Annotated in this window: 16 protein-coding genes; 13 read left to right on the forward strand and 3 right to left on the reverse strand. The window is 63.5% G+C overall.

The window, feature by feature from the left end; all coding sequences use genetic code 11:
• The first annotated feature begins 25 nt into the window (after positions 1 to 25).
• The 5 genes from P0D70_RS11325 to P0D70_RS11345 all read left to right on the forward strand — a co-directional run bounded on the left by P0D70_RS11325 (position 26) and on the right by P0D70_RS11345 (position 4,140).
• Positions 26 to 742 carry an SURF1 family protein gene (locus tag P0D70_RS11325; RefSeq protein WP_408184542.1) on the forward strand — a complete coding sequence of 239 codons (717 nt, stop codon included), beginning with the start codon at positions 26 to 28 and terminating at the stop codon, positions 740 to 742.
• Between the two features lie 69 nt (positions 743 to 811).
• Entirely contained in the window at positions 812 to 1,474 is a 663-nt protein-coding gene (locus P0D70_RS11330; protein ID WP_408184543.1) for an SCO family protein, read from the forward strand.
• A gap of 22 nt (positions 1,475 to 1,496) precedes the next feature.
• Positions 1,497 to 2,606, forward strand: a complete 1,110-nt coding sequence (locus P0D70_RS11335; RefSeq protein WP_091796853.1) for a COX15/CtaA family protein — start codon at positions 1,497 to 1,499, stop codon at positions 2,604 to 2,606.
• 6 nt (positions 2,607 to 2,612) lie between these two features.
• Positions 2,613 to 3,518 carry a heme o synthase gene (gene cyoE / locus P0D70_RS11340; RefSeq protein WP_091796852.1) on the forward strand — a complete coding sequence of 302 codons (906 nt, stop codon included), beginning with the start codon at positions 2,613 to 2,615 and terminating at the stop codon, positions 3,516 to 3,518.
• Between the two features lie 4 nt (positions 3,519 to 3,522).
• Positions 3,523 to 4,140 carry an SCO family protein gene (locus P0D70_RS11345; protein WP_408184544.1) on the forward strand — a complete coding sequence of 206 codons (618 nt, stop codon included), beginning with the start codon at positions 3,523 to 3,525 and terminating at the stop codon, positions 4,138 to 4,140.
• Between the two features lie 66 nt (positions 4,141 to 4,206).
• Here P0D70_RS11345 and P0D70_RS11350 read toward each other — a convergent pair whose 3' ends face one another.
• Complete coding sequence (locus P0D70_RS11350) at positions 4,207 to 4,497, reverse strand: YciI family protein (RefSeq protein ID WP_091796850.1); 291 nt, start codon at positions 4,495 to 4,497, stop codon at positions 4,207 to 4,209.
• Positions 4,498 to 4,750: 253 nt separating this feature from the next.
• Here P0D70_RS11350 and P0D70_RS11355 point away from each other — a divergent pair, with 253 nt between their 5' ends.
• Entirely contained in the window at positions 4,751 to 6,574 is a 1,824-nt protein-coding gene (locus tag P0D70_RS11355; protein ID WP_408184545.1) for a methyl-accepting chemotaxis protein, read from the forward strand.
• A gap of 253 nt (positions 6,575 to 6,827) precedes the next feature.
• Positions 6,828 to 7,640 carry a MetQ/NlpA family ABC transporter substrate-binding protein gene (locus P0D70_RS11360; RefSeq protein ID WP_408184546.1) on the forward strand — a complete coding sequence of 271 codons (813 nt, stop codon included), beginning with the start codon at positions 6,828 to 6,830 and terminating at the stop codon, positions 7,638 to 7,640.
• Between the two features lie 12 nt (positions 7,641 to 7,652).
• Here P0D70_RS11360 and P0D70_RS11365 read toward each other — a convergent pair whose 3' ends face one another.
• Entirely contained in the window at positions 7,653 to 8,579 is a 927-nt protein-coding gene (locus P0D70_RS11365) for a GNAT family N-acetyltransferase (protein WP_408184547.1), read from the reverse strand.
• 373 nt (positions 8,580 to 8,952) lie between these two features.
• Here P0D70_RS11365 and P0D70_RS11370 point away from each other — a divergent pair, with 373 nt between their 5' ends.
• From P0D70_RS11370 to P0D70_RS11395, 6 genes are all read left to right on the forward strand, one after another.
• Entirely contained in the window at positions 8,953 to 9,687 is a 735-nt protein-coding gene (locus P0D70_RS11370) for a GntR family transcriptional regulator (protein ID WP_408184548.1), read from the forward strand.
• Positions 9,688 to 9,789: 102 nt separating this feature from the next.
• Positions 9,790 to 10,893 carry an N-acetylglucosamine-6-phosphate deacetylase gene (gene nagA, locus P0D70_RS11375; protein ID WP_408184549.1) on the forward strand — a complete coding sequence of 368 codons (1,104 nt, stop codon included), beginning with the start codon at positions 9,790 to 9,792 and terminating at the stop codon, positions 10,891 to 10,893.
• Complete coding sequence (locus tag P0D70_RS11380) at positions 10,886 to 11,893, forward strand: SIS domain-containing protein (RefSeq protein ID WP_408184553.1); 1,008 nt, start codon at positions 10,886 to 10,888, stop codon at positions 11,891 to 11,893. The genes nagA and P0D70_RS11380 overlap by 8 nt, the downstream gene beginning before the upstream one ends.
• A 38-nt stretch (positions 11,894 to 11,931) precedes the next feature.
• The gene (gene ptsP / locus P0D70_RS11385) at positions 11,932 to 14,496 is read left to right on the forward strand and encodes a phosphoenolpyruvate--protein phosphotransferase (protein WP_408184550.1); all 2,565 of its coding nucleotides are present in this window, start codon (positions 11,932 to 11,934) and stop codon (positions 14,494 to 14,496) included.
• A gap of 124 nt (positions 14,497 to 14,620) precedes the next feature.
• Positions 14,621 to 16,408: an N-acetylglucosamine-specific PTS transporter subunit IIBC gene (gene nagE / locus P0D70_RS11390; RefSeq protein WP_408184551.1), complete on the forward strand. Its 1,788-nt coding sequence runs from the start codon at positions 14,621 to 14,623 to the stop codon at positions 16,406 to 16,408.
• A gap of 248 nt (positions 16,409 to 16,656) precedes the next feature.
• Entirely contained in the window at positions 16,657 to 17,979 is a 1,323-nt protein-coding gene (locus P0D70_RS11395) for a DUF1996 domain-containing protein (RefSeq protein WP_408184552.1), read from the forward strand.
• 128 nt (positions 17,980 to 18,107) lie between these two features.
• On the opposite strand, the gene cydX is transcribed toward P0D70_RS11395, so the two are convergent.
• Positions 18,108 to 18,224: a cytochrome bd-I oxidase subunit CydX gene (gene cydX / locus P0D70_RS11400; protein WP_091796841.1), complete on the reverse strand. Its 117-nt coding sequence runs from the start codon at positions 18,222 to 18,224 to the stop codon at positions 18,108 to 18,110.
• Positions 18,225 to 18,240: the final 16 nt, after the last annotated feature.

Genomic DNA, 18,240 nt, shown 5'->3' on the forward strand with positions numbered 1-18,240 from the left:
CGCGAGTGGTGGTGGAGCGTACCCGATGAAGATCCGCCTCGTTCCTGCGCTGTTGATTCTGTTGGTGATCGTGGTGACGGTACGGTTGGGTTTCTGGCAACGTGACCGCGCGCATCAGAAAGAAGCGCTCGAAGCGCACATCACGCAGTTCGAGAACGCGCCCGCCCAACCGGTGAGCGCCGCGCCGGTCGCATTGAAGGACATCGAGTTTCATCGCGTGAAGGCACGCGGCAGTTTCGTCGCGGATAAAGTCGTCTACCTCGATAATCGTCCGTATAACGACCAGCCGGGCTTTTACGTCGTGATGCCTTTTAAACTGGCCGACGGCGGCTACGTGCTGGTCAATCGCGGCTGGCTGCCGCGCAACATGAACAATCGCGAGACCATCGCGCCGTATACGACGCCGCAAGGTGAAATCGAGATCGAAGGCATTGCGCGGGCCGACGCGTCGCGCGCATACGAGTTGGGGCAGGGTGGTTCAGCCGAGCATCAACTGATCCGCCAGAATCTGGATACCGCCGCGTACGCCGCGGAAACCGGTTTGCCGCTGCAGTCGTTCGTGATCCAGCAGTTGAGCGACGACGGCGACAAGCTGGTGCGCGATTGGCCCGCGCCCACCAACGGTGTCGAGCGCAACTATGGCTATATGTTCCAGTGGTGGGGCATGGCGGCCGCGGCGCTCGTCTTCGGCCTTTATGCCGCGCGTCGTGCGGCGAAGAAAGAGCACGCGCCGGGCGTGTAACGCAGCACATGCGGCGTCGTGGCCCGAGCAGGGCCGTGGCGCCGCGTAATCATTGAAAGAGGTCCTGTAGTGTCGACGCAATCTCCCCGTTCGCCGCAAGCCGGCAAACCCGCAGCGCCCAAGCCCATGCCCGGCCAACCCAACGGCAAAGGCTCGTGGGAGCGCGGCCGCTGGATTCTGCTGCTGCTGGCGATCATCTGCGCGGCACCGATCGCCGTGTCGTATTTCACGTACTACGTGATCAAGCCGTCCGGCGGCAGCACGAGCTACGGCACGCTGGTCGAACCGCAACGCCCGATTCCCGATTCGCTCATGGTGACGGGCGAAGATGGCAAGCCCATCAAGTTCGCTACGCTGCGCGGCCGCTGGCTGCTGATCTCGGTCGACAACAGCGCGTGCGACAAAGCGTGCGTCACCAAGCTCTACTTCATGCGACAAATCCGCGCAGCTCAGGGCCCGGAACGCGAACGCGTCGTGGAGGTGTGGTTGCGTACCGATGCGGGCAACGTCGCAGACGTGATACAAAAGGCCTACCCCGACACCAACATGATGATCGCCGATCCGGCACAGGTGTCCGCGTGGCTGCCCACTGAGAACGGCACGCAAATCACCGACCACATTTACATGGTCGATCCGAACGGCAATCTGATGATGCGTTTCCCGAAAGATCCGAACCCCAGCAAGATCAAGGGCGACGTGACCAAGCTGCTCAAATGGTCGAGCATCGGCTGATGCCGCAACATAGGTAAGAGAGATGTTCGTACTGCAACTGGCCCTGATCGGCTTGTGTATCGCGTTGTTGCCGCTGTCCTACGTGTGGGTCAAGGCAGACGACAACAAATTCCGTAAGCTGGTCTGGCTCACCACCTTCCTCACGCTCGACCTGGTGATGTTCGGCGGCTTCACGCGGCTCACCGATTCCGGGCTCGGCTGTCCGGACTGGCCGGGCTGCTACGGCACGTCGTCGCCGTTCATCGCGCACGCGGCGATCACGGCCGCGCATCAGGCAATGCCTACCGGACCGGTCAGCATGACGAAGGCGTGGATCGAAATGATCCACCGCTACTTTGCGATGGCGATCGGCGTGCTGATCATCGCGCAGACCATCATCGCGTGGACGGCGCGCGTCAAACGGCGTCCGCTGCATGTGTCGCCATGGTGGCCGACCTCGCTGTTGCTGCTGATTCTGGTGCAAGGCGCGTTCGGCGCGTGGACGGTGACGATGAAGCTGCAGCCGATCATCGTGACGACGCACTTGCTGCTCGGCCTCGCGCTGCTGGGCACGCTCGGCTGGCTGGCCGCGCGGCAGACGCCGTTGCCCGCGTTCGAACCCGAAGCCGCGCGCTGGCGCGCGGCCGCGCTCGCGGGCCTCGTGCTGCTGATCGCGCAAATCGCGCTGGGCGGCTGGGTCAGCACGAACTACGCGGTGCTCGCGTGCACGGATTTCCCGACCTGCAACGGCCAATGGGTTCCTCCCATGGACTTCGCGCACGGCTTCCACCTGTGGCGTGCGCTCGGCATGACCGGCAACGGCGACATGATCACCCAGGACGCGCTGGTGGCGATTCACTGGACGCATCGCACATTCGCGATCGTCGTGGTTGCTTATTTGGTCTGGCTGGCGTTGAAACTACGCCGCTTCGAGTCGCTGCGGCGGCCGGCGAACGGCGTGCTGCTGGTGGTGCTGATCCAGTTCATTACGGGCCTCTCGAACATCGTTCTGCAATGGCCGTTGCCCATTGCGGTGGCGCATAACGGTGGGGCCGCAATCCTGCTGCTTCTGCTCGTTATGTTAAACTTTCGGATCGCTTATAGCCGTCCCGGCCGCGCCGTGTTTCCTGCGCGCGATGCCGCGCCAGCGTGACTCCACATGGACAGCACAACACTTTCCCAAACGCCCGGTAGCCGGGTCTCCCAGTACATCGCCCTGACGAAGCCGCGCGTCACGCAACTCGCCGTGTTCTGCGCTGTCATCGGCATGTTCCTGTCGACGCCCGGCATGGTGCCCTGGACTCCGCTGATCGGCGGCACCGTCGGCATCTGGTTGCTGGCCGGCGCGGCGTTCGCCATCAATTGCCTCGTCGAACAGAAAATCGACGCGAAAATGCGCCGCACTTCGTGGCGGCCGTCCGCGCGCGGTGAAATCACCACCGCGCAGATTCTGCTGTTTTCGGCCGTGCTCGGCGGCCTCGGCATGTGGACGCTCTATACGTTCGCCAATCCGCTCACCATGTGGCTCACGCTGGCCACGTTTGTCGGCTATGCGGTCATCTATACGCTGCTGCTCAAGCCTGCCACGCCTCAGAACATCGTGATCGGCGGCGCCTCGGGCGCCATGCCGCCTGCGCTCGGCTGGGCCGCGGTCACCGGCCACGTGCCGGGCGATGCCTGGATTCTGGTGCTGATCATCTTCGTGTGGACGCCGCCGCATTTCTGGGCGCTTGCACTGTATCGCCGCAAAGACTACGAAAACGCCGGCCTGCCGATGCTGCCGAACACGCACGGTGAGAAGTACACGCGCCTGCATATTCTGCTGTACACGGTGATCCTGTTCGCGGTCACGTTGATGCCCTTCGTCTCCGGCATGAGCGGTGTGGTATACCTCGTGGCGGCCGTGCTGCTGGGCGCCGTGTTCCTCGCCTACGCGTGGAAGATCTACCGCGAGTACTCGGACGACCTCGCGCGCAAAACCTTCCGCTATTCGATCGTCTACCTGTCGCTGCTGTTCGCCGCGCTGCTGATCGACCACTATGCGCGCGTCGTGATCGGCGCGTAAAACCATGCTCAATAACCGCTTCGCGCGTACGGCGCGTGCTGCCGTGATAGCTTGCGCGCTCGGCGGCGCCTTGCTGGTGGCGGGCTGCGGCAAGCAGCCGCCGGCATTCCAGAATCTCGACATCACCGGCAATACGCAGTTCGGGAGCAACTTCTCGCTGCCCGACACGTCTGGTCATTTGCGCACCATGGCGGACTACAAGGGCAAGGTCGTGGTGCTGTTCTTCGGCTACACGCATTGTCCGGACGTTTGTCCGACCACGATGGCCGAATTGTCGCAAGCGTTGCAGCAACTCGGCCCGGAAGACGCAAAGCGCGTGCAGGTGCTGTTCGTTACCGTGGACCCCGAGCGCGATACGCCGGCTCTACTCGCGCAATACGTGCCGGCGTTCAATCCGACGTTCGTCGGCTTGCGCCCGGCCGATCAGGCGCAACTCACCAAAATCACGAAAGACTTTCGCGTCTACTACGCGAAGGTGCCGGGCAAGACGCCCGATAGCTACACGATGGATCACACGGCAGCAAGCTATGTGTTCGACACGGACGGCAAGCTGCGCCTATTCGCGCGCGACGGCCAGGGCGCAACGCCGTGGGTGCACGATATCAAGCTGCTGCTCGACTGACGCACCGATCCATGGCGGGCGCACGCCACATCGCGCCCGTTTTCAACGCCCCTCGCTTTACTCCTCTCAGGTCGGAATCGGCAGATTCAACCCCGGCGCAAGCCGCGTCGTCTTGAACTCCGTCACCTCGTAACGCGCCAGCTTCTGCTGCGCGAACGGGTCGCTGGCGAGAATCTCATCCAGCTTATCGCGCTCGATGCGCACCGCCAGAATGATGCCGCCGTCGCGCGGCACTTTCGGTCCGGCGGCGACGAACACACCTGCTTCAAACTGCCGCGCCAGAAATGCGCGATGCGCTTCCAATGCGTCGTCGATGCGTTCGAGCGATGCGGTGTAGATGAGGTCGATAACGTACATGGTGTCTTCTCGAGCAAGGGAATGCGCCGCCAGAACGCGATCGCAGCTTCGGATTATCGTTCAGAGCACGATTCGTTGCGCGCGATCAACCTGCGTGCAGACCGCCGGACCCTGCCGGCGCTCCCCTTACAACGTCTCTCAAGTTGTCGGTAAATCATGCCGTTATCTCGCTAGCAATCGATTGCGCGCGACGCGAAACCGTGTGCTTGCGACTGCGAACGAAACACGAATCACACGAAGAGAGACCACAACAATGAGCAGGATGAGTTTGAATCGCAAACTATGGCTGTCGCTCGCACTCGTCTGGCTGGGGCTGCTGGGTGTCGGGCTGTGGAGCGCGGTCGAAACGCGCAGCACGATGCTGGCCGAGCGCAAGGCCGGCATGGTGAATCTGGTCGATGCCGCGCAAGGCGTCGTGAACGGCTATTACGCGCTGTCGCAGAGCGGCAAGATGAGTGCGGCCGATGCGCAGCGCGAAGCGCTCGCCCGTCTTGCGACGATGCGCTACGGCGAGTCCGGCTATCTGTTCGTGATGGATTCGAAGCCGGTGGTGCTGATGCATCCCACGCTGCCGCAAATGACCGGCAAGGCGGTCGGCGACTTCAAGGATCCGGACGGCAAGCTCCTGTACGTGGCGATCGTCGACGCGGCCAAGGCAAGTGGCCGCGGCTTCGCGCAGTATCGCGGGCGCCTGCCGCACACCGAAACCGCCGTGCCGAAACTCAGTTATGTGGTGCGCTTCGCGCCTTGGGACTGGAACATCACGAGCGGCGTGTTCATCAAGGACATCGATACGGCGTACTACCAAACGCTGCTCGGCCACCTCGTCGTCGTACTGGTGATCGGCGCGATCATCTCGCTTGCGATGGTGCTGATCATCCGCAACGTGCGCGCGAGTCTCGGCGGCGAGCCGGACCAGGCGGCGCGGCTCGCGGCAAGTATCGCGCAAGGCGATCTGACCCAAGTGGTCGACGTTCGTCCGCGCGACAAGACCAGCATGATGGCGGCCATGCATGAAATGCAGAACCGTTTGCAGCGAACCATCGGCGAGATTCGTCGCTCGGCGGAATCTATCGCCTCGGCTACGCAGCAGATCGCCGCGGGCAACGGTGATCTGTCGCAGCGCACTGAGCAGCAGGCCGCGTCGCTGCAGGAAACGGCGGCGAGCATGGAAGAACTCACCGCGACGGTCAAGCAGAACGCCGACAACGCGCGGCAGGCGAGCGGACTCGCGCATAACGCGTCCGAAATCGCGACGCGCGGCAACGTCGTGGTGAGCCGCGTGATCGGCACGATGGGCGAGATCAACGACAGCTCGCGGCAGATTGCGGACATCATCGGCGTGATCGAAGGCATTGCATTCCAGACCAACATTCTGGCGTTGAACGCCGCCGTGGAAGCTGCGCGCGCCGGTGAGCAGGGGCGCGGTTTCGCGGTCGTCGCCGGCGAGGTGCGCAGCCTCGCGCAGCGCTCGGGAACGGCGGCCAAGGAGATCAAGCAGTTGATCAGCGCATCGGTCGAGCGCGTGCATAACGGCTCGACGCTCGTGCAGCAGGCCGGCACGACGATGGGCGAGATTCTGCAAGCCGTGCAGCGCGTCACCGACATCATGGGCGAGATCGCGGCGGCATCCGAAGAGCAGAGCAGCGGTATTTCCCAGGTCGGCCGCGCCGTCACGCAGATGGACGAAGTGACGCAGCAGAACGCGGCGCTGGTCGAGCAGGCTGCGGCTGCGGCGGCTTCGTTGCAGGATCAGGCGGGGCGTTTGCGCGACACGGTGAGCGCGTTTCGCGTGAGCGACACGGACAGTGGTTCGCAGAGTTCGGCTGCGCTTGCGGCGCGTAGAGTGACGGCTACGACGCACACGGCGGCTGCTCGCGAAGTTAGCGCGGCTGCGCAGTCTGCGCCGGCATCGTCGCGCGCCGAACCGAAGCTGCCGGTGCCAGTGAAAGCGGCTGCGGCGCCGGCTCCGGCACCAGCCGCCGCCGTTGCAAGCGCAAAGCCGGTTGGCAAGCCGCGCGCAGCGGCCGAAGCAGCTAAGGCCACGCCGCGCGATGATGAATGGACCACCTTCTGATTTCCATGTGCCGCCGACCGTTTGCCGCTTTCACGCGCTGGCGGTTCAACGCCGTTCGGCGCGCATAACCATATGCGATCGCGGTATTTCCCATCTCGCCGGGCATATGAGACCATTTGAGGTCCAGTTGGCGGCGCATTGCCAGAAGCAATCTTTGTCGCCGGCTTCCACCCGAATCTGACATCGATCAGAACTCGATAAGCCGTCGATGAAATCGTCGGCCAGGTCATTGATTAGAAACAGCGAGAATCACATGCAGCGCAGAAACATCCTCAAAGCCCTCTCGGCAGTCATCGCCGGTGCGGCGATCGTTACCAGCTTCGGCGCGCACGCCGACGACAAAGTGATCAAGGTCGGCACGATCGGCGGCCCGGATGCGCAAATCTGGGAAGTCGTCACGAAAGTGGCGAAGCGCGAAGGCCTCAACGTGAAGGTCGTCGAATTCAACGACTACGTGCAGCCGAACGCCGCACTCGACGCAGGCGATCTCGACGCGAACAGCTTCCAGCATCAGCCGTACCTCGATAGCCAGATCAAGCAGCGCGGCTACAAGATCGTCAGCGCCGGTCTCACTTACATCTCGCCGCTCGGCATCTACTCGAAGAAGCTGAAGTCGCTGAAGGACCTGCCGCAAGGCGCGAAGGTCGCGGTGCCGAACGATCCGTCGAACGAAAATCGCGCGCTGCTGTTGCTGCAAACGCAAGGCGTGATCAAGCTGAAGGCCGGTGCGGGCGCGAACGGCAATAACGCGACGGCGCTCGACGTTGCCGAGAATCCGAAGAAGATCAAGCTGGTCGAACTCGATGCCGCGCAACTGCCGCGCTCGCTGTCGGACGTCGATGCCGCCGCGATCAACACGAACTTCGCGCTGACCGCCGGCCTGCAACCGACCAAAGATGCGATCGCGCTCGAAGACGTGCATAGCCCGTACGCGAACCTGATTGCCGTGCGCACGCAGGACAAGGACAAGCCGTGGGTGAAGAAGCTGGTTGCCGCGTATCAGTCGGAAGACGTGCGCCAGTTCATCAAGACGCAGTTCAAGGGTTCGGTGGTGCCGTCGTTTTAAGAGCGACGCGTTCTACAGTTCCAGTTCCCATCGCTCGATCGTCAGATCCTTGCCAAAGCGGCACTCCGCCGCCGCGCTGGCAAGCCTGAAACCGGCGCGCTCGCACAGGCGCCGCGGTTGTTCCAGCGAGGTGGCCGTTGTTAGCGTGAGCTTCGTGTAGCCCGCGCGCCGCGCGAAACGCACGCATTCGCTTAGCAATTGGGTGCCTACGCCGAGGCGCTGCACGTCGGGCTCGACCCATAAGAGCCGCACGCCCGCCACCGTCGTCGACACCCCGACGACACAGACCGAGCCGACCACGACCCCTTCCTGATCGGCGACCCAGCACATCTCCCGCACCGGATCGTTGCGTTGCGTGTAATCGGCGACGACCCGCGCGAGCAATCCTTCGAACGACTGATTCCAGCCGTATTGCGCGGCGAACCACTGCGCCTGCCGATGCACGAGCCAGCCGCATTCACCCGGGCGCGGCGGGCGGAGCATCACGAGTTCATGCTTTGGCTCCTTACCGAGCAGCCGTTCGATGATTTTCATCGCGGCGATCAACTGCTCCTGGGAAAGCGCCGGGAGGCCTGCTAGCAATACAGACACTTCTTCGATCGCCGCGGTATCGAGCGGCGCGTAGGCGGCGTGGCCGCTGTTGGTGAGGGCGATCAGCGACTGGCGCGCGTCCGTTTCAGACGGGCGGCGCGTGATCAGATTGCGCCGTTCGAAACTGGTCAACAGGCGGCTGAGATACCCGCTGTCGAGACCGAGCGCGCGCCCGAGCACCGAGGCCGTTTGCGCGCGTCCGCGGTAGAGTTCGTGCAACACGCGCACCTCGGTCAGAGAGAACGCGCTCTTTGCCAGGTGCTCGTGGAGTGCGCCAATGTGCTGGGTGTAGAAGCGGTTGAAATGGCGGACGGCCTGAGCGCGCCGCAGCGCCTCGGAATCGGTCAAATGCTGCTCCCCGGGGGAATGTTATGGCTTGCTTCCCAGCACTATATTGGAACGCCTCTCTTTTGCAAAAGCCATACCGGTAAAGGGTTGATTGAACTGGTATTAAAAAGGTATCGATCAGGGTTCTATTTCTTACGCGGAAAAGACCGCGCTCCGGCCACCCAGCCGCCTTCCCACGCTCGGATACGGGTAAGTCCTGGGCTCCAGAAACCGCGTTCCAACTGCTCCTCAGATCCCTTCCGGCCTTATCCGGCAAGGCTTTGCGCCTCGTCATGCCAGTATAGAACCAGTCGATTGACTGGTATTATGTTGGTTATATAATGGGCTCTCATTTTTCGTAGGCCTACCTTTCCGCGTCGGCCGCCGGAGTCCCATGGAAACTCGCTGGTCCGCACTGATGCCTGACGCCCGCAACGTCACGCCGCTCTATTTGCAGCTCGCGCGCAATCTCGCGACGGCGATTCATTGCGGCGTGTGGTCAGCGGGTGAGGCGCTGCCCTCGGAGCGCACGCTCTCGGACGCGATCGGCGTGTCGCGCATTACGGCGCGCAAGGCGATCGAGTTGCTGGTCGAGCAAGGCTTGATCCGGCGCGCTCGTGGCGCGGGCAGTTTCATCACGCCGCGCGTCGAAGATCCACTCTCGCGTCTCACCGGTTTTACGAAGAAGATGCAGCAGCGCGGCTTCCGGCCAGATTCGGTGTGGCTCGAGCGCGATATGCGCGCCGCCAACCGCGAAGAGCTGGTGCATCTCGGACTCTCGCCAGGTGCGGCGGTGGCGAGTCTGCGGCGCTTGCGGCGCGCGGACGGCATTGTCATGGCAGTCGAGCATTCCGCGCTGCCGGCCGCCATCGTGCCCGACCCGCAAGCCGTCGGCGACTCGCTTTACAGCTATCTAGAACATCGTGGCGCGGCCGTGGTGCGCGCCTTGCAGCACTTTCGCGCGGTCAACGCGTCGAGCGAGATCGCCGCGTTGATGGATATCGAACCGCGCTCGGCGCTGCTGGTCATTACCCGTATCGGCTATAGCGCCGATCAGCTCGCGATCGAGCTGACCGACACCTATTGCCGCGATGATTACTACGACTTTGTCGCTGAATTGCGCACCTGAGCGGCTCGACTGAGCCCCGCGCGAAGTCGGCGAGTTCAGGAGCACGGCCGCCGTCAGGCCTCATTCAGTCACGCCCCGTATCACGCCTTACCAGAGAGACTCATGCTGACCGGAAACATACTCACCACCGATGGGTGGATTCACGGCACGCTCGAATTCGAAAACGGCCGCATCACGGCGCTCACCGGCGAACGTGTCGACCCGTCGACCAACGACGCGCCCTACATCCTGCCTGGCTTCATCGATCTGCACGTGCATGGAGGCGGCGGCGCCGACGTGATGGAAGGCGACAACGCGATCGAAACCATCACCCGCACGCATGCGCGTTACGGCACGACGAGCCTGCTCGCCACCACCATGACCGCGCCGCGCGATGAACTGATGAGCGTCGTCGCGGGTCTGGGCAACAACGCGCGGATTCGCACGCCCGGCGGCGCGCGCGTGCTCGGCGTGCATCTGGAAGGGCCGTACATCAATCCCGGCAAGCTCGGCGCGCAGCCGGACGCGGCGGTCTCGGCGGTGATGGACGAAGTGCTGAAGTATCTGTCCATCGCACCGATTCGCGTGGTCACGCTGGCGCCGGAAATTGCCGGCCACATGGAGATCATCTCCGAGATGGCGGCGCGCGGCGTGCGTGTGCAGTTGGGCCATTCGCTCGGCACCTACGACGACGCCGTCGCCGCGCTCAAGCACGGCGCCTGCGGCTTCACGCACCTGTTCAACGCGATGTCACCGCTGCACCATCGCAATCCCGGCCTCGTCGGCGCGGCGCTCGCGCACGCCGAGTTCGCCGAAATCATTCCCGATCTGCTGCACGTCCATCCTGGTGCGATCCGCGCGGCATTGCGCGCGATTCCGCGTCTCTATGTGGTGACGGACAGCACCTCGGCCACCGGCATGCCCGACGGCGAATATCGCCTCGGCAGCCAGCATGTGACGAAGTGCCTCGGCGGCGTGCGTCTCGCCGACGGCACGCTCGCCGGCAGCACCCTGACCATGGATCAGGCGCTGCGCAATCTCGTGTCGATCGGCTTGCCGATCGCCGATGTATCGAACCGTTTGTCGCGCTACGCCGCCGACTACCTGGGCATCGAGGACCGCGGCCGCATCGCGCGCGGTGCGTGGGCCGACGTGGTCGTGTTCGATCGTGAACTGGCGTTGAGCGCGACTTACGTCGAAGGAGAAGCAATTGTCGAATATGCTTAAAGAGGCGCTGGCGTCTGCTGAAACGGTCGCTGAGCAACTCACGGATACCTCGCGCGTCGAGGCCCTCGCGGCAAAGCTTGCACAGCAGCCGCGTCATGTCGCGCTGACGGTCGCGCGCGGCAGCTCGGACCATGCGGCGAGTTACTTCGCATGCCTGACGATGAGCCGACTCGGCGTGCCGGTCGCCTCGCTGCCGATGTCGGTCGCGACGCTCCAGCAAGCGCCGCTGCAGGTGCGCGATCAGCTCGCGCTGGCGTTCTCGCAATCGGGCAAGAGTCCGGATCTGGTCGGCACGATGGAAGCATTGCGCCAGGCAGGCGCGTTGACCGTCGCCGCCGTGAACGTGTCGGGCTCACCCTTGGCCGACGCGTGCGAATTCGAGTTGCCGCTCGAAGCCGGTCCGGAACTGAGCGTCGCGGCCACCAAGAGCTACATCGCCATGCTGTCGATTTCCGCGCAACTCGTCGCGCGTTGGCAGAAAGACGCCGAACTGCTCGCGGCGTTGAAGACACTCCCCGAAGCCCTGCGAGCCGCGGGCAAGCTCGACTGGTCGAATGCCGTGGAGGAATTGCGCGGCGTGGAGCGCATGATCGTGATCGGCCGCGGTCTGGGTCTGGCCATCGCGCAGGAAGCCGCGCTGAAACTGAAGGAAACCTCCGGCATTCAGGCCGAAGCGTTTTCGAGTGCGGAAGTGCGTCACGGTCCGATGGAACTGATCGACCGCGACTACCCGCTGCTGGTCTTCGCACGGCGCGGTCCGGAACAGGCGGGCTTGCTGCAACTTGCTCGCGACATGAAGGCGCGCGGCGCCCGTGTCCTGCTCGCGGCGCCGGCCGACGTGCCGGAAGCCACGCTGCCTCTCGCTACCACCGCTCATGCGGCGCTCGATCCGATCGCCGCGATCCTGTCCTTTTACGTGATGGCCGCCGGCCTTGCCGCCGCGCGCGGGCGCAATCCCGATGCGCCGCGCCATCTCAACAAAGTCACCGAAACTCACTGACGAGAAATCAGATGCGACGTGTCGAGGAGTCCCGCTTGATGAGCCATTCTGAAGGCCATATTGTTTTGCTCGCGCCGATGACCGGTCCGGTCGTGCCGCTCGCGAACGTGCCCGACCCTGTGTTTTCGGGCGGTATGTTCGGCGACGGTATCGGTATTGATCCGCTCGAGGGCCGACTCGTGGCGCCGTGCGACGGCACGGTGACGCATCTCGCGCGCACCGGTCACGCAGTGACGCTGGCCACTGCCGAAGGTGTCGAGATTTTGCTGCATATCGGTATCGACACGGTCGCGCTGAACGGCAAGGGCTTTGCGCCGATGGTCGCGCAAGGCGCTCACGTGCGCGCCGGCGACGTGCTGATCGAGTTCGATCAGGATCAGGTCGCGCTCAATGCGCCGAGCCTCGTGTCGGTGGTGGCGATTGCCAATTCCGACGCGTTCGAGATCGTCGAGCGCGTGCAAGGCGGCCTGCTGAAAGCCGGTGAAACGCCGCTGCTGGTGCTGCGCGCGCGCAGTGGCGCGGCGGCCGAGGCGTCACGCCAGGCTGGTGTGACGAACGTGGCGGAAGAAGCCCGTCAGCAAGTCACGCTGGTCCACGCAGGCGGTCTGCATGCACGTCCGGCGGCGCGGGCCCGTGAAGCGGCGCGCGGTTTCGACGCACGCGTCGAAGTGCGTTACGAAGGGCGCAAGGCGGCGATCGAAAGCGTGGTGGGATTGCTCGGACTCGGCGCGGGTGAGGGCGCGACCGTCGAGTTGCTCGGCGTCGGCCCGCAAGCGAGGGCCGCGATCCAAGCCATTGCTCACGAACTGACGCGCGAAGCGCATGGCGAAGTCGAAGATAAACCGGCACGCCAAAGTTCGCCGGCGCCGCAAGCCGTGGTGCGTCCGGCGGGCGAAGCGCTCGCTCCGAATACGCTCGCCGGCGTGTGCGCCGCACCGGGCATCGCGGTCGGCAAACTGGTGCGCTGGGACGACGCGGACATCGATCCGCCGGAGAAGGCGACAGGTACGTCCGCTGCGGAGAGCCGCCTGCTCGACAAGGCGATTGCCACCGTCGATGCGGACCTCGGCACGACCGTGCGTGACGCATCGCAGCGCGGCGCGGTCGGCGAAGCGGGCATTTTCGCGGTACACCGCGTGCTGCTCGAAGATCCCACGCTGCTCGACGCGGCGCGCGATCTGATCAGCCTCGGCAAGAGCGCCGGCTTTGCATGGCGCGAAGCGATTCGGGCGCAGATCGCGATCCTTTCGAAAATCGAAGACGCGTTGCTCGCGGAGCGCGCTGCCGACCTGCGCGACATCGAGAAGCGCGTGCTGCGCGCGCTCGGTTATACGAACGCCGCGGCGCGCACGTTACCGGAAGAAGCCGTGCTCGCGGCGGAAGAGTTCACGCCCTCCGATCTCTCGACGCTGGATCGCTCGCGTGTTACCGCGCTGGTGATGGCGCGCGGCGGCGCGACTTCGCACGCGGCGATTCTCGCGCGTCAGGCGGGCATTCCCGCACTGGTGGCAGTCGGCGACGCGTTGCATGCGATTCCCGAAGGCACGCAAATGGTGGTGAACGCCACGACCGGCCGCCTCGAATTCGCGCCGACCGGGCTCGACGTTGAACGCGCACGTCTGGAACGCACCCGTCTCGCCGGCGTGCGCGAAGCCAATCGCCGTACCTCGCAGCAAGCCGCCGTCACGTCCGATGGCCGCGCGATCGAAGTGGCCGCGAACATCGCCACGCTCGACGACGCGAAGACCGCCGTCGAAAACGGCGCCGATTCCGTCGGTCTGTTGCGCACCGAACTGCTGTTCATTCACCGCGCCGCTGCGCCGACCACGGACGAACATCGTCAGAGCTACCAGGCAATCGTCGACGCGTTGAGCGGTCGCACCGCGATCATCCGCACGCTGGATGTCGGCGCGGATAAGGAAGTCGACTATCTGACGCTGCCGCCCGAGCCGAATCCCGCGCTCGGCTTGCGCGGCATCCGCCTCGCGCAAGTGCGCCCGGACCTGCTCGACGACCAGTTGCGTGGTCTGCTCGCGGTCCAGCCTCTCGGCGCCGTGCGCATCCTGCTGCCGATGGTGACCGACGTCGGCGAATTGATCCGGATCCGCAAACGCATCGACGAATTCGCTCGCGAATCGGGCCGCACGGAGCCAATCGAAGTCGGTGTGATGATCGAAGTACCGTCGGCGGCGCTGCTTGCCGATCAACTCGCGCCACACGCGGATTTCCTCTCGATCGGCACCAACGATCTGACGCAATACACGCTCGCCATGGATCGTTGCCAGGCCGACCTCGCCGCCCAGGCGGACGGCTTGCATCCGGCTGTGCTGCGGTTGATCGCAGCCACCGTGCAAGGTGCCGACAAGCACGGCAAATGGGTCGGTGTGTGCGGCGCGCTGGCGGGCGATCCGCTCGCCATGCCGCTGCTTATCGGCCTTGGCGTAACCGAGCTTTCGGTGGACCCGGTGTCGGTGCCGGGCATCAAGGCGCGCGTGCGCAACCTCGATTATCAGCTGTGCCGTCAACGCGCCCAGGATGCACTGGCGCTCGAATCGGCGCAGGCGGTAAGAGCAGCAAGTCGCGAAACCTGGCCTTTGGACTGAACCCCACACGGTCCGCAGCCGGCTTCGCTCAATTATTAACCCGAGCTACAAGACTCAACGACGACGTTCGATAACGGCGTTCAACAACGACGTTCAACAAAGAGACAAAGGATTGGAGGTATCAATGGATGGGAATCCGTTTCTGAAAATTCAGCGGCTGGGACGCGCGCTGATGCTACCGATCGCGGTGCTGCCGGTTGCCGGCCTGCTGCTGCGACTCGGCCAGCCCGATGTGTTCAACATCAAGATGATCGCCGACGCCGGCGGCGCGATCTTCGACAACCTGCCGCTGCTGTTCGCGATCGGCGTGGCGGTCGGTTTCGCGAAAGACAACAACGGCGTGGCGGGTCTGGCTGGCGCGATCGGTTATCTGATCGAAGTCGCCGTGATGAAGGACATCAACGACAAGCTCAACATGGGCGTGTTGTCCGGGATCGTGGCGGGTATCGTCGCGGGCTTGCTGTACAACAGGTACAAGGACATCAAGCTGCCCGATTACCTCGCCTTCTTCGGAGGGAAACGCTTCGTGCCGATTGTCACGGGGGTAGTGTGCCTCGTGCTCGGCATAGCGTTCGGCTACGTGTGGCAACCGGTGCAAGCCGTGATCGATACGGCTGGCCACTGGCTCACCACCGCGGGCGCACTCGGCGCGTTCGTGTTCGGCGTGCTGAACCGTTTGCTGCTCGTCACGGGTTTGCATCACATCCTCAATTCGCTCACATGGTTCGTGTTCGGCACCTTCACGCCGCCGGGCGGCGCCGCGGTGACGGGCGACCTGCATCGCTTCTTCGCGGGCGACCCGACTGCGGGCACCTTCATGACGGGCTTCTTCCCGATCATGATGTTCGGCCTGCCGGCTGCCTGTCTTGCGATGTTCCATGAAGCGCCGAAGGAGCGCCGCGCGGTGGTCGGCGGCCTGCTGTTCTCGATGGCGCTCACGTCGTTCCTCACGGGCGTGACCGAGCCGATCGAATTCAGCTTCATGTTCCTCGCTCCGGTGCTGTACGTGATCCACGCGCTGCTGACGGGTCTCTCGCTCGCCATCTGTTCGGCGCTCGGTATTCACCTCGGCTTCACCTTCTCCGCGGGCGCAATCGACTACGTACTGAACTACGGCCTGTCGACGAGAGGCTGGTGGGCGATTCCGATCGGCCTCGTGTATATGGTGGTGTACTACGGCCTGTTCCGCTTCTTCATTCGTAAGTTCAACATGGCGACGCCGGGCCGCGAGCCGGCCGCAGCCGACGAACAGGCCGACTCGTTTGCCGCTGGCGGTTTCGTTTCGCCGGTCGCCGGTGCGGCCGTGCCGCGCGCGCAGCGTTATATCGCCGCGCTCGGCGGTGCAGCGAATCTGTCGGTGGTGGATGCGTGCACGACGCGTCTTCGTCTGTCGGTAGTCGATTCGAACAAGGTCTCCGAAAACGAACTGAAAACGATTGGCGCACGCGGCGTGCTCAAGCGCGGGTCGACCAATGTGCAGGTGATCATCGGACCGGAAGCGGACATCATCGCGGACGAAATCCGCACGGTGATCGCGCAAGGTGGCGGCGATGCGGTGAAGCAGGTGGCTGCTGCTCCGGCTCCTACTATGGCGGCTGCGCCGGTTACGCCGGCTATGGCATCGGGCACGCAAGGCGGCCCGCTCGATCCGGATCCGTTGCGCTGGCTCGCCGTGTTCGGCGGCGCGGGCAACGTAGTGTCGCTGGATGCGGTGGCGGCAACTCGTCTGCGTATCGTCGTGCGTGACCCGTCGGCGGTCGATCGTCAACGTCTGGCGACGCTCGATACGGCATGGGTCGCGGCGGACACGTTCCATATCGTCGTCGGCGATGCCGCGCAGCGCTACGCAGAAAAGCTGGCGACGCGTCTGTCGCCGGCTACGGGCGCCGGTGCGGCGCCGCTGCCCGCGTAATTCTATCGACGCTTCGAACCGCGCTGATTTCGGTCTATCGGGCGGTTCGGTTCGCAAGCCACGATGTTCGGGAAGCCTCCGTTTTAACCCCGGAGGCTTTTTTATGCACGGCAGTTACCGATATACGGCGGTGCGGCGCAGTAGCGCACACACGGTCTATTCTGAAAATAATTGGGTAAGCTAACTAATGACATTCGAGCGCCTTGTCATACCGGCAAGGCGTTTTCGTTCAAGCTCAGGAGTTACCCATGTCAATGCGAGCGGCAATCTGCCTCTTGTTCTTCCTGCCAGCCGGCGCTGCGTACGCCGGTGGCCAGTTCAATGTTCAATGCGCGTATTCGCACACGCTGCCGGACGATGCGATCGTCTTTCCGGGGCAGCCTGGCAGGGCCATGGTGCACGACTTTTTTGGCAACACGGGCGCGGATGCATATAGTACGTACTACTCCCTGAACGACAACAAGGTCACCACCTGTAATGTCGCGGCGGACCCTTCCTCGTACTGGGTTCCGCAATTGAAACGCGCGTCGGGGATTGTCGTGCCGGGCGATCAGAAGACCTACTACAAGAACGATCAGCCGGTGGTGCCGCTGCACACGATTCCCGATGGCCTGGAAATGCTGGCTGGCGATCACCGTTCATCCGTGCCCAAACCGCAGATCAACTATCTGTGCCGCGGCGGCTCCTACACCCAGATCGCGCCGACCAACTGCCCGGTCGTAACGGACAGCAGCGGCACTTACGCGCAGCTCGATATCTCGGTCCATTTTCCGGATTGCTGGGACGGCCGCACTCTTGTGCCGAGCATGGCCAGCCACATCATGAATATGGCCTACCGGCAGGCGGACGGAAAATGTCCGGCCGCCTATCCCGTCAAGATTCCGGAACTGCAACTCAATGTTGCGTACGACCTGGGGCAGGATTCTGACCTCTCCACCGCGCAATTGTCGATGGATCCGATTTTCGTGAATGGCACGTGGGTGCCGCAATGGGGAAGCCTGTATACCGCGCATGCGGACTTCATCAACGCGTGGAAAACCGATTCGCTGCAGTACGCCGTGGACAACTGCTCGAATGCGAACATGGCGTGCAGCAACAGCATCCCGACGTACTACTCGAAGGCCAGCGCCGATGTGTGGGTGGACGGCCGAGGCGTCACGCATGCGAGCGATAGCACGATGACCTCGGACGCGGGAAGTGTCGTGCTGATCAAAGTTCCGACGCCCATCAATCTGAAGGATTATCCGTACACCAACTCGTATCTGCAGACACTTGCGCAGAACGTCACGGACACGAGTGCGGTGACGCTGGATATCTACGCTGCTTCCACGAACTGGGACGATGTCGCCAACCTGCCGACGGCGGCCGCCTGCAACACGAACCAGCGAATCGGCGGCATCTACCTGGATAGTGCATTGCAGCCGCGCATCAACGACATCACGCGATACGTTGCATCGCAAGTCGCAGCGGGGGCGTCGCAAATCGGCGTGTGCATTCGCAACGCAACTGGCCGCACGATTCAGATCTCTTCACGCGACGGGACACGAACACCTGCGCTGTTCATGAAGTAATGTGGGCAACGTGAGAGCGGGCGTGACCGCTTCTCATCTAGCCACGCAAAAAACGGCACCTTGAACCTCGAGGTGCCGTTTCTTTTTTGCGTGGCTATTCGACCGGCGCGCGGCCGGTTGAGCATGCATCAATGCGTCTTATGCTTGCCTGCTTCCACCGGCCGACGCGATTCCAGCCACATCACGTTGATCATGCCGAACGCTAACGCCACGCCGATTCCGAGAATCCAACTGAAATACCACATCACAAACTCCTGTTAA

It is taken from the genome of Paraburkholderia sp. RL17-381-BIF-C (assembly GCF_046026435.1).
Lineage (GTDB): Bacteria > Pseudomonadota > Gammaproteobacteria > Burkholderiales > Burkholderiaceae > Paraburkholderia.

Excerpts from the sequence above, each read along its gene's own strand:
- P0D70_RS11380 (WP_408184553.1), top strand. The coding sequence starts at position 10,886 with ATGCTTAAAGAGGCGCTGGCGTCTGCTGAAACGGTCGCTGAGCAACTC.
- P0D70_RS11335 (WP_091796853.1), top strand. The coding sequence starts at position 1,497 with ATGTTCGTACTGCAACTGGCCCTGATCGGCTTGTGTATCGCGTTGTTG.
- P0D70_RS11325 (WP_408184542.1), top strand. The coding sequence starts at position 26 with ATGAAGATCCGCCTCGTTCCTGCGCTGTTGATTCTGTTGGTGATCGTG.
- ptsP (WP_408184550.1), top strand. The coding sequence starts at position 11,932 with ATGAGCCATTCTGAAGGCCATATTGTTTTGCTCGCGCCGATGACCGGT.
- nagE (WP_408184551.1), top strand. The coding sequence starts at position 14,621 with ATGGATGGGAATCCGTTTCTGAAAATTCAGCGGCTGGGACGCGCGCTG.
- nagA (WP_408184549.1), top strand. The coding sequence starts at position 9,790 with ATGCTGACCGGAAACATACTCACCACCGATGGGTGGATTCACGGCACG.
- cydX (WP_091796841.1), bottom strand. The coding sequence starts at position 18,224 with ATGTGGTATTTCAGTTGGATTCTCGGAATCGGCGTGGCGTTAGCGTTC.
- P0D70_RS11370 (WP_408184548.1), top strand. The coding sequence starts at position 8,953 with ATGGAAACTCGCTGGTCCGCACTGATGCCTGACGCCCGCAACGTCACG.
- P0D70_RS11395 (WP_408184552.1), top strand. The coding sequence starts at position 16,657 with ATGTCAATGCGAGCGGCAATCTGCCTCTTGTTCTTCCTGCCAGCCGGC.
- P0D70_RS11360 (WP_408184546.1), top strand. The coding sequence starts at position 6,828 with ATGCAGCGCAGAAACATCCTCAAAGCCCTCTCGGCAGTCATCGCCGGT.
- P0D70_RS11355 (WP_408184545.1), top strand. The coding sequence starts at position 4,751 with ATGAGCAGGATGAGTTTGAATCGCAAACTATGGCTGTCGCTCGCACTC.
- P0D70_RS11350 (WP_091796850.1), bottom strand. The coding sequence starts at position 4,497 with ATGTACGTTATCGACCTCATCTACACCGCATCGCTCGAACGCATCGAC.
- cyoE (WP_091796852.1), top strand. The coding sequence starts at position 2,613 with ATGGACAGCACAACACTTTCCCAAACGCCCGGTAGCCGGGTCTCCCAG.
- P0D70_RS11345 (WP_408184544.1), top strand. The coding sequence starts at position 3,523 with ATGCTCAATAACCGCTTCGCGCGTACGGCGCGTGCTGCCGTGATAGCT.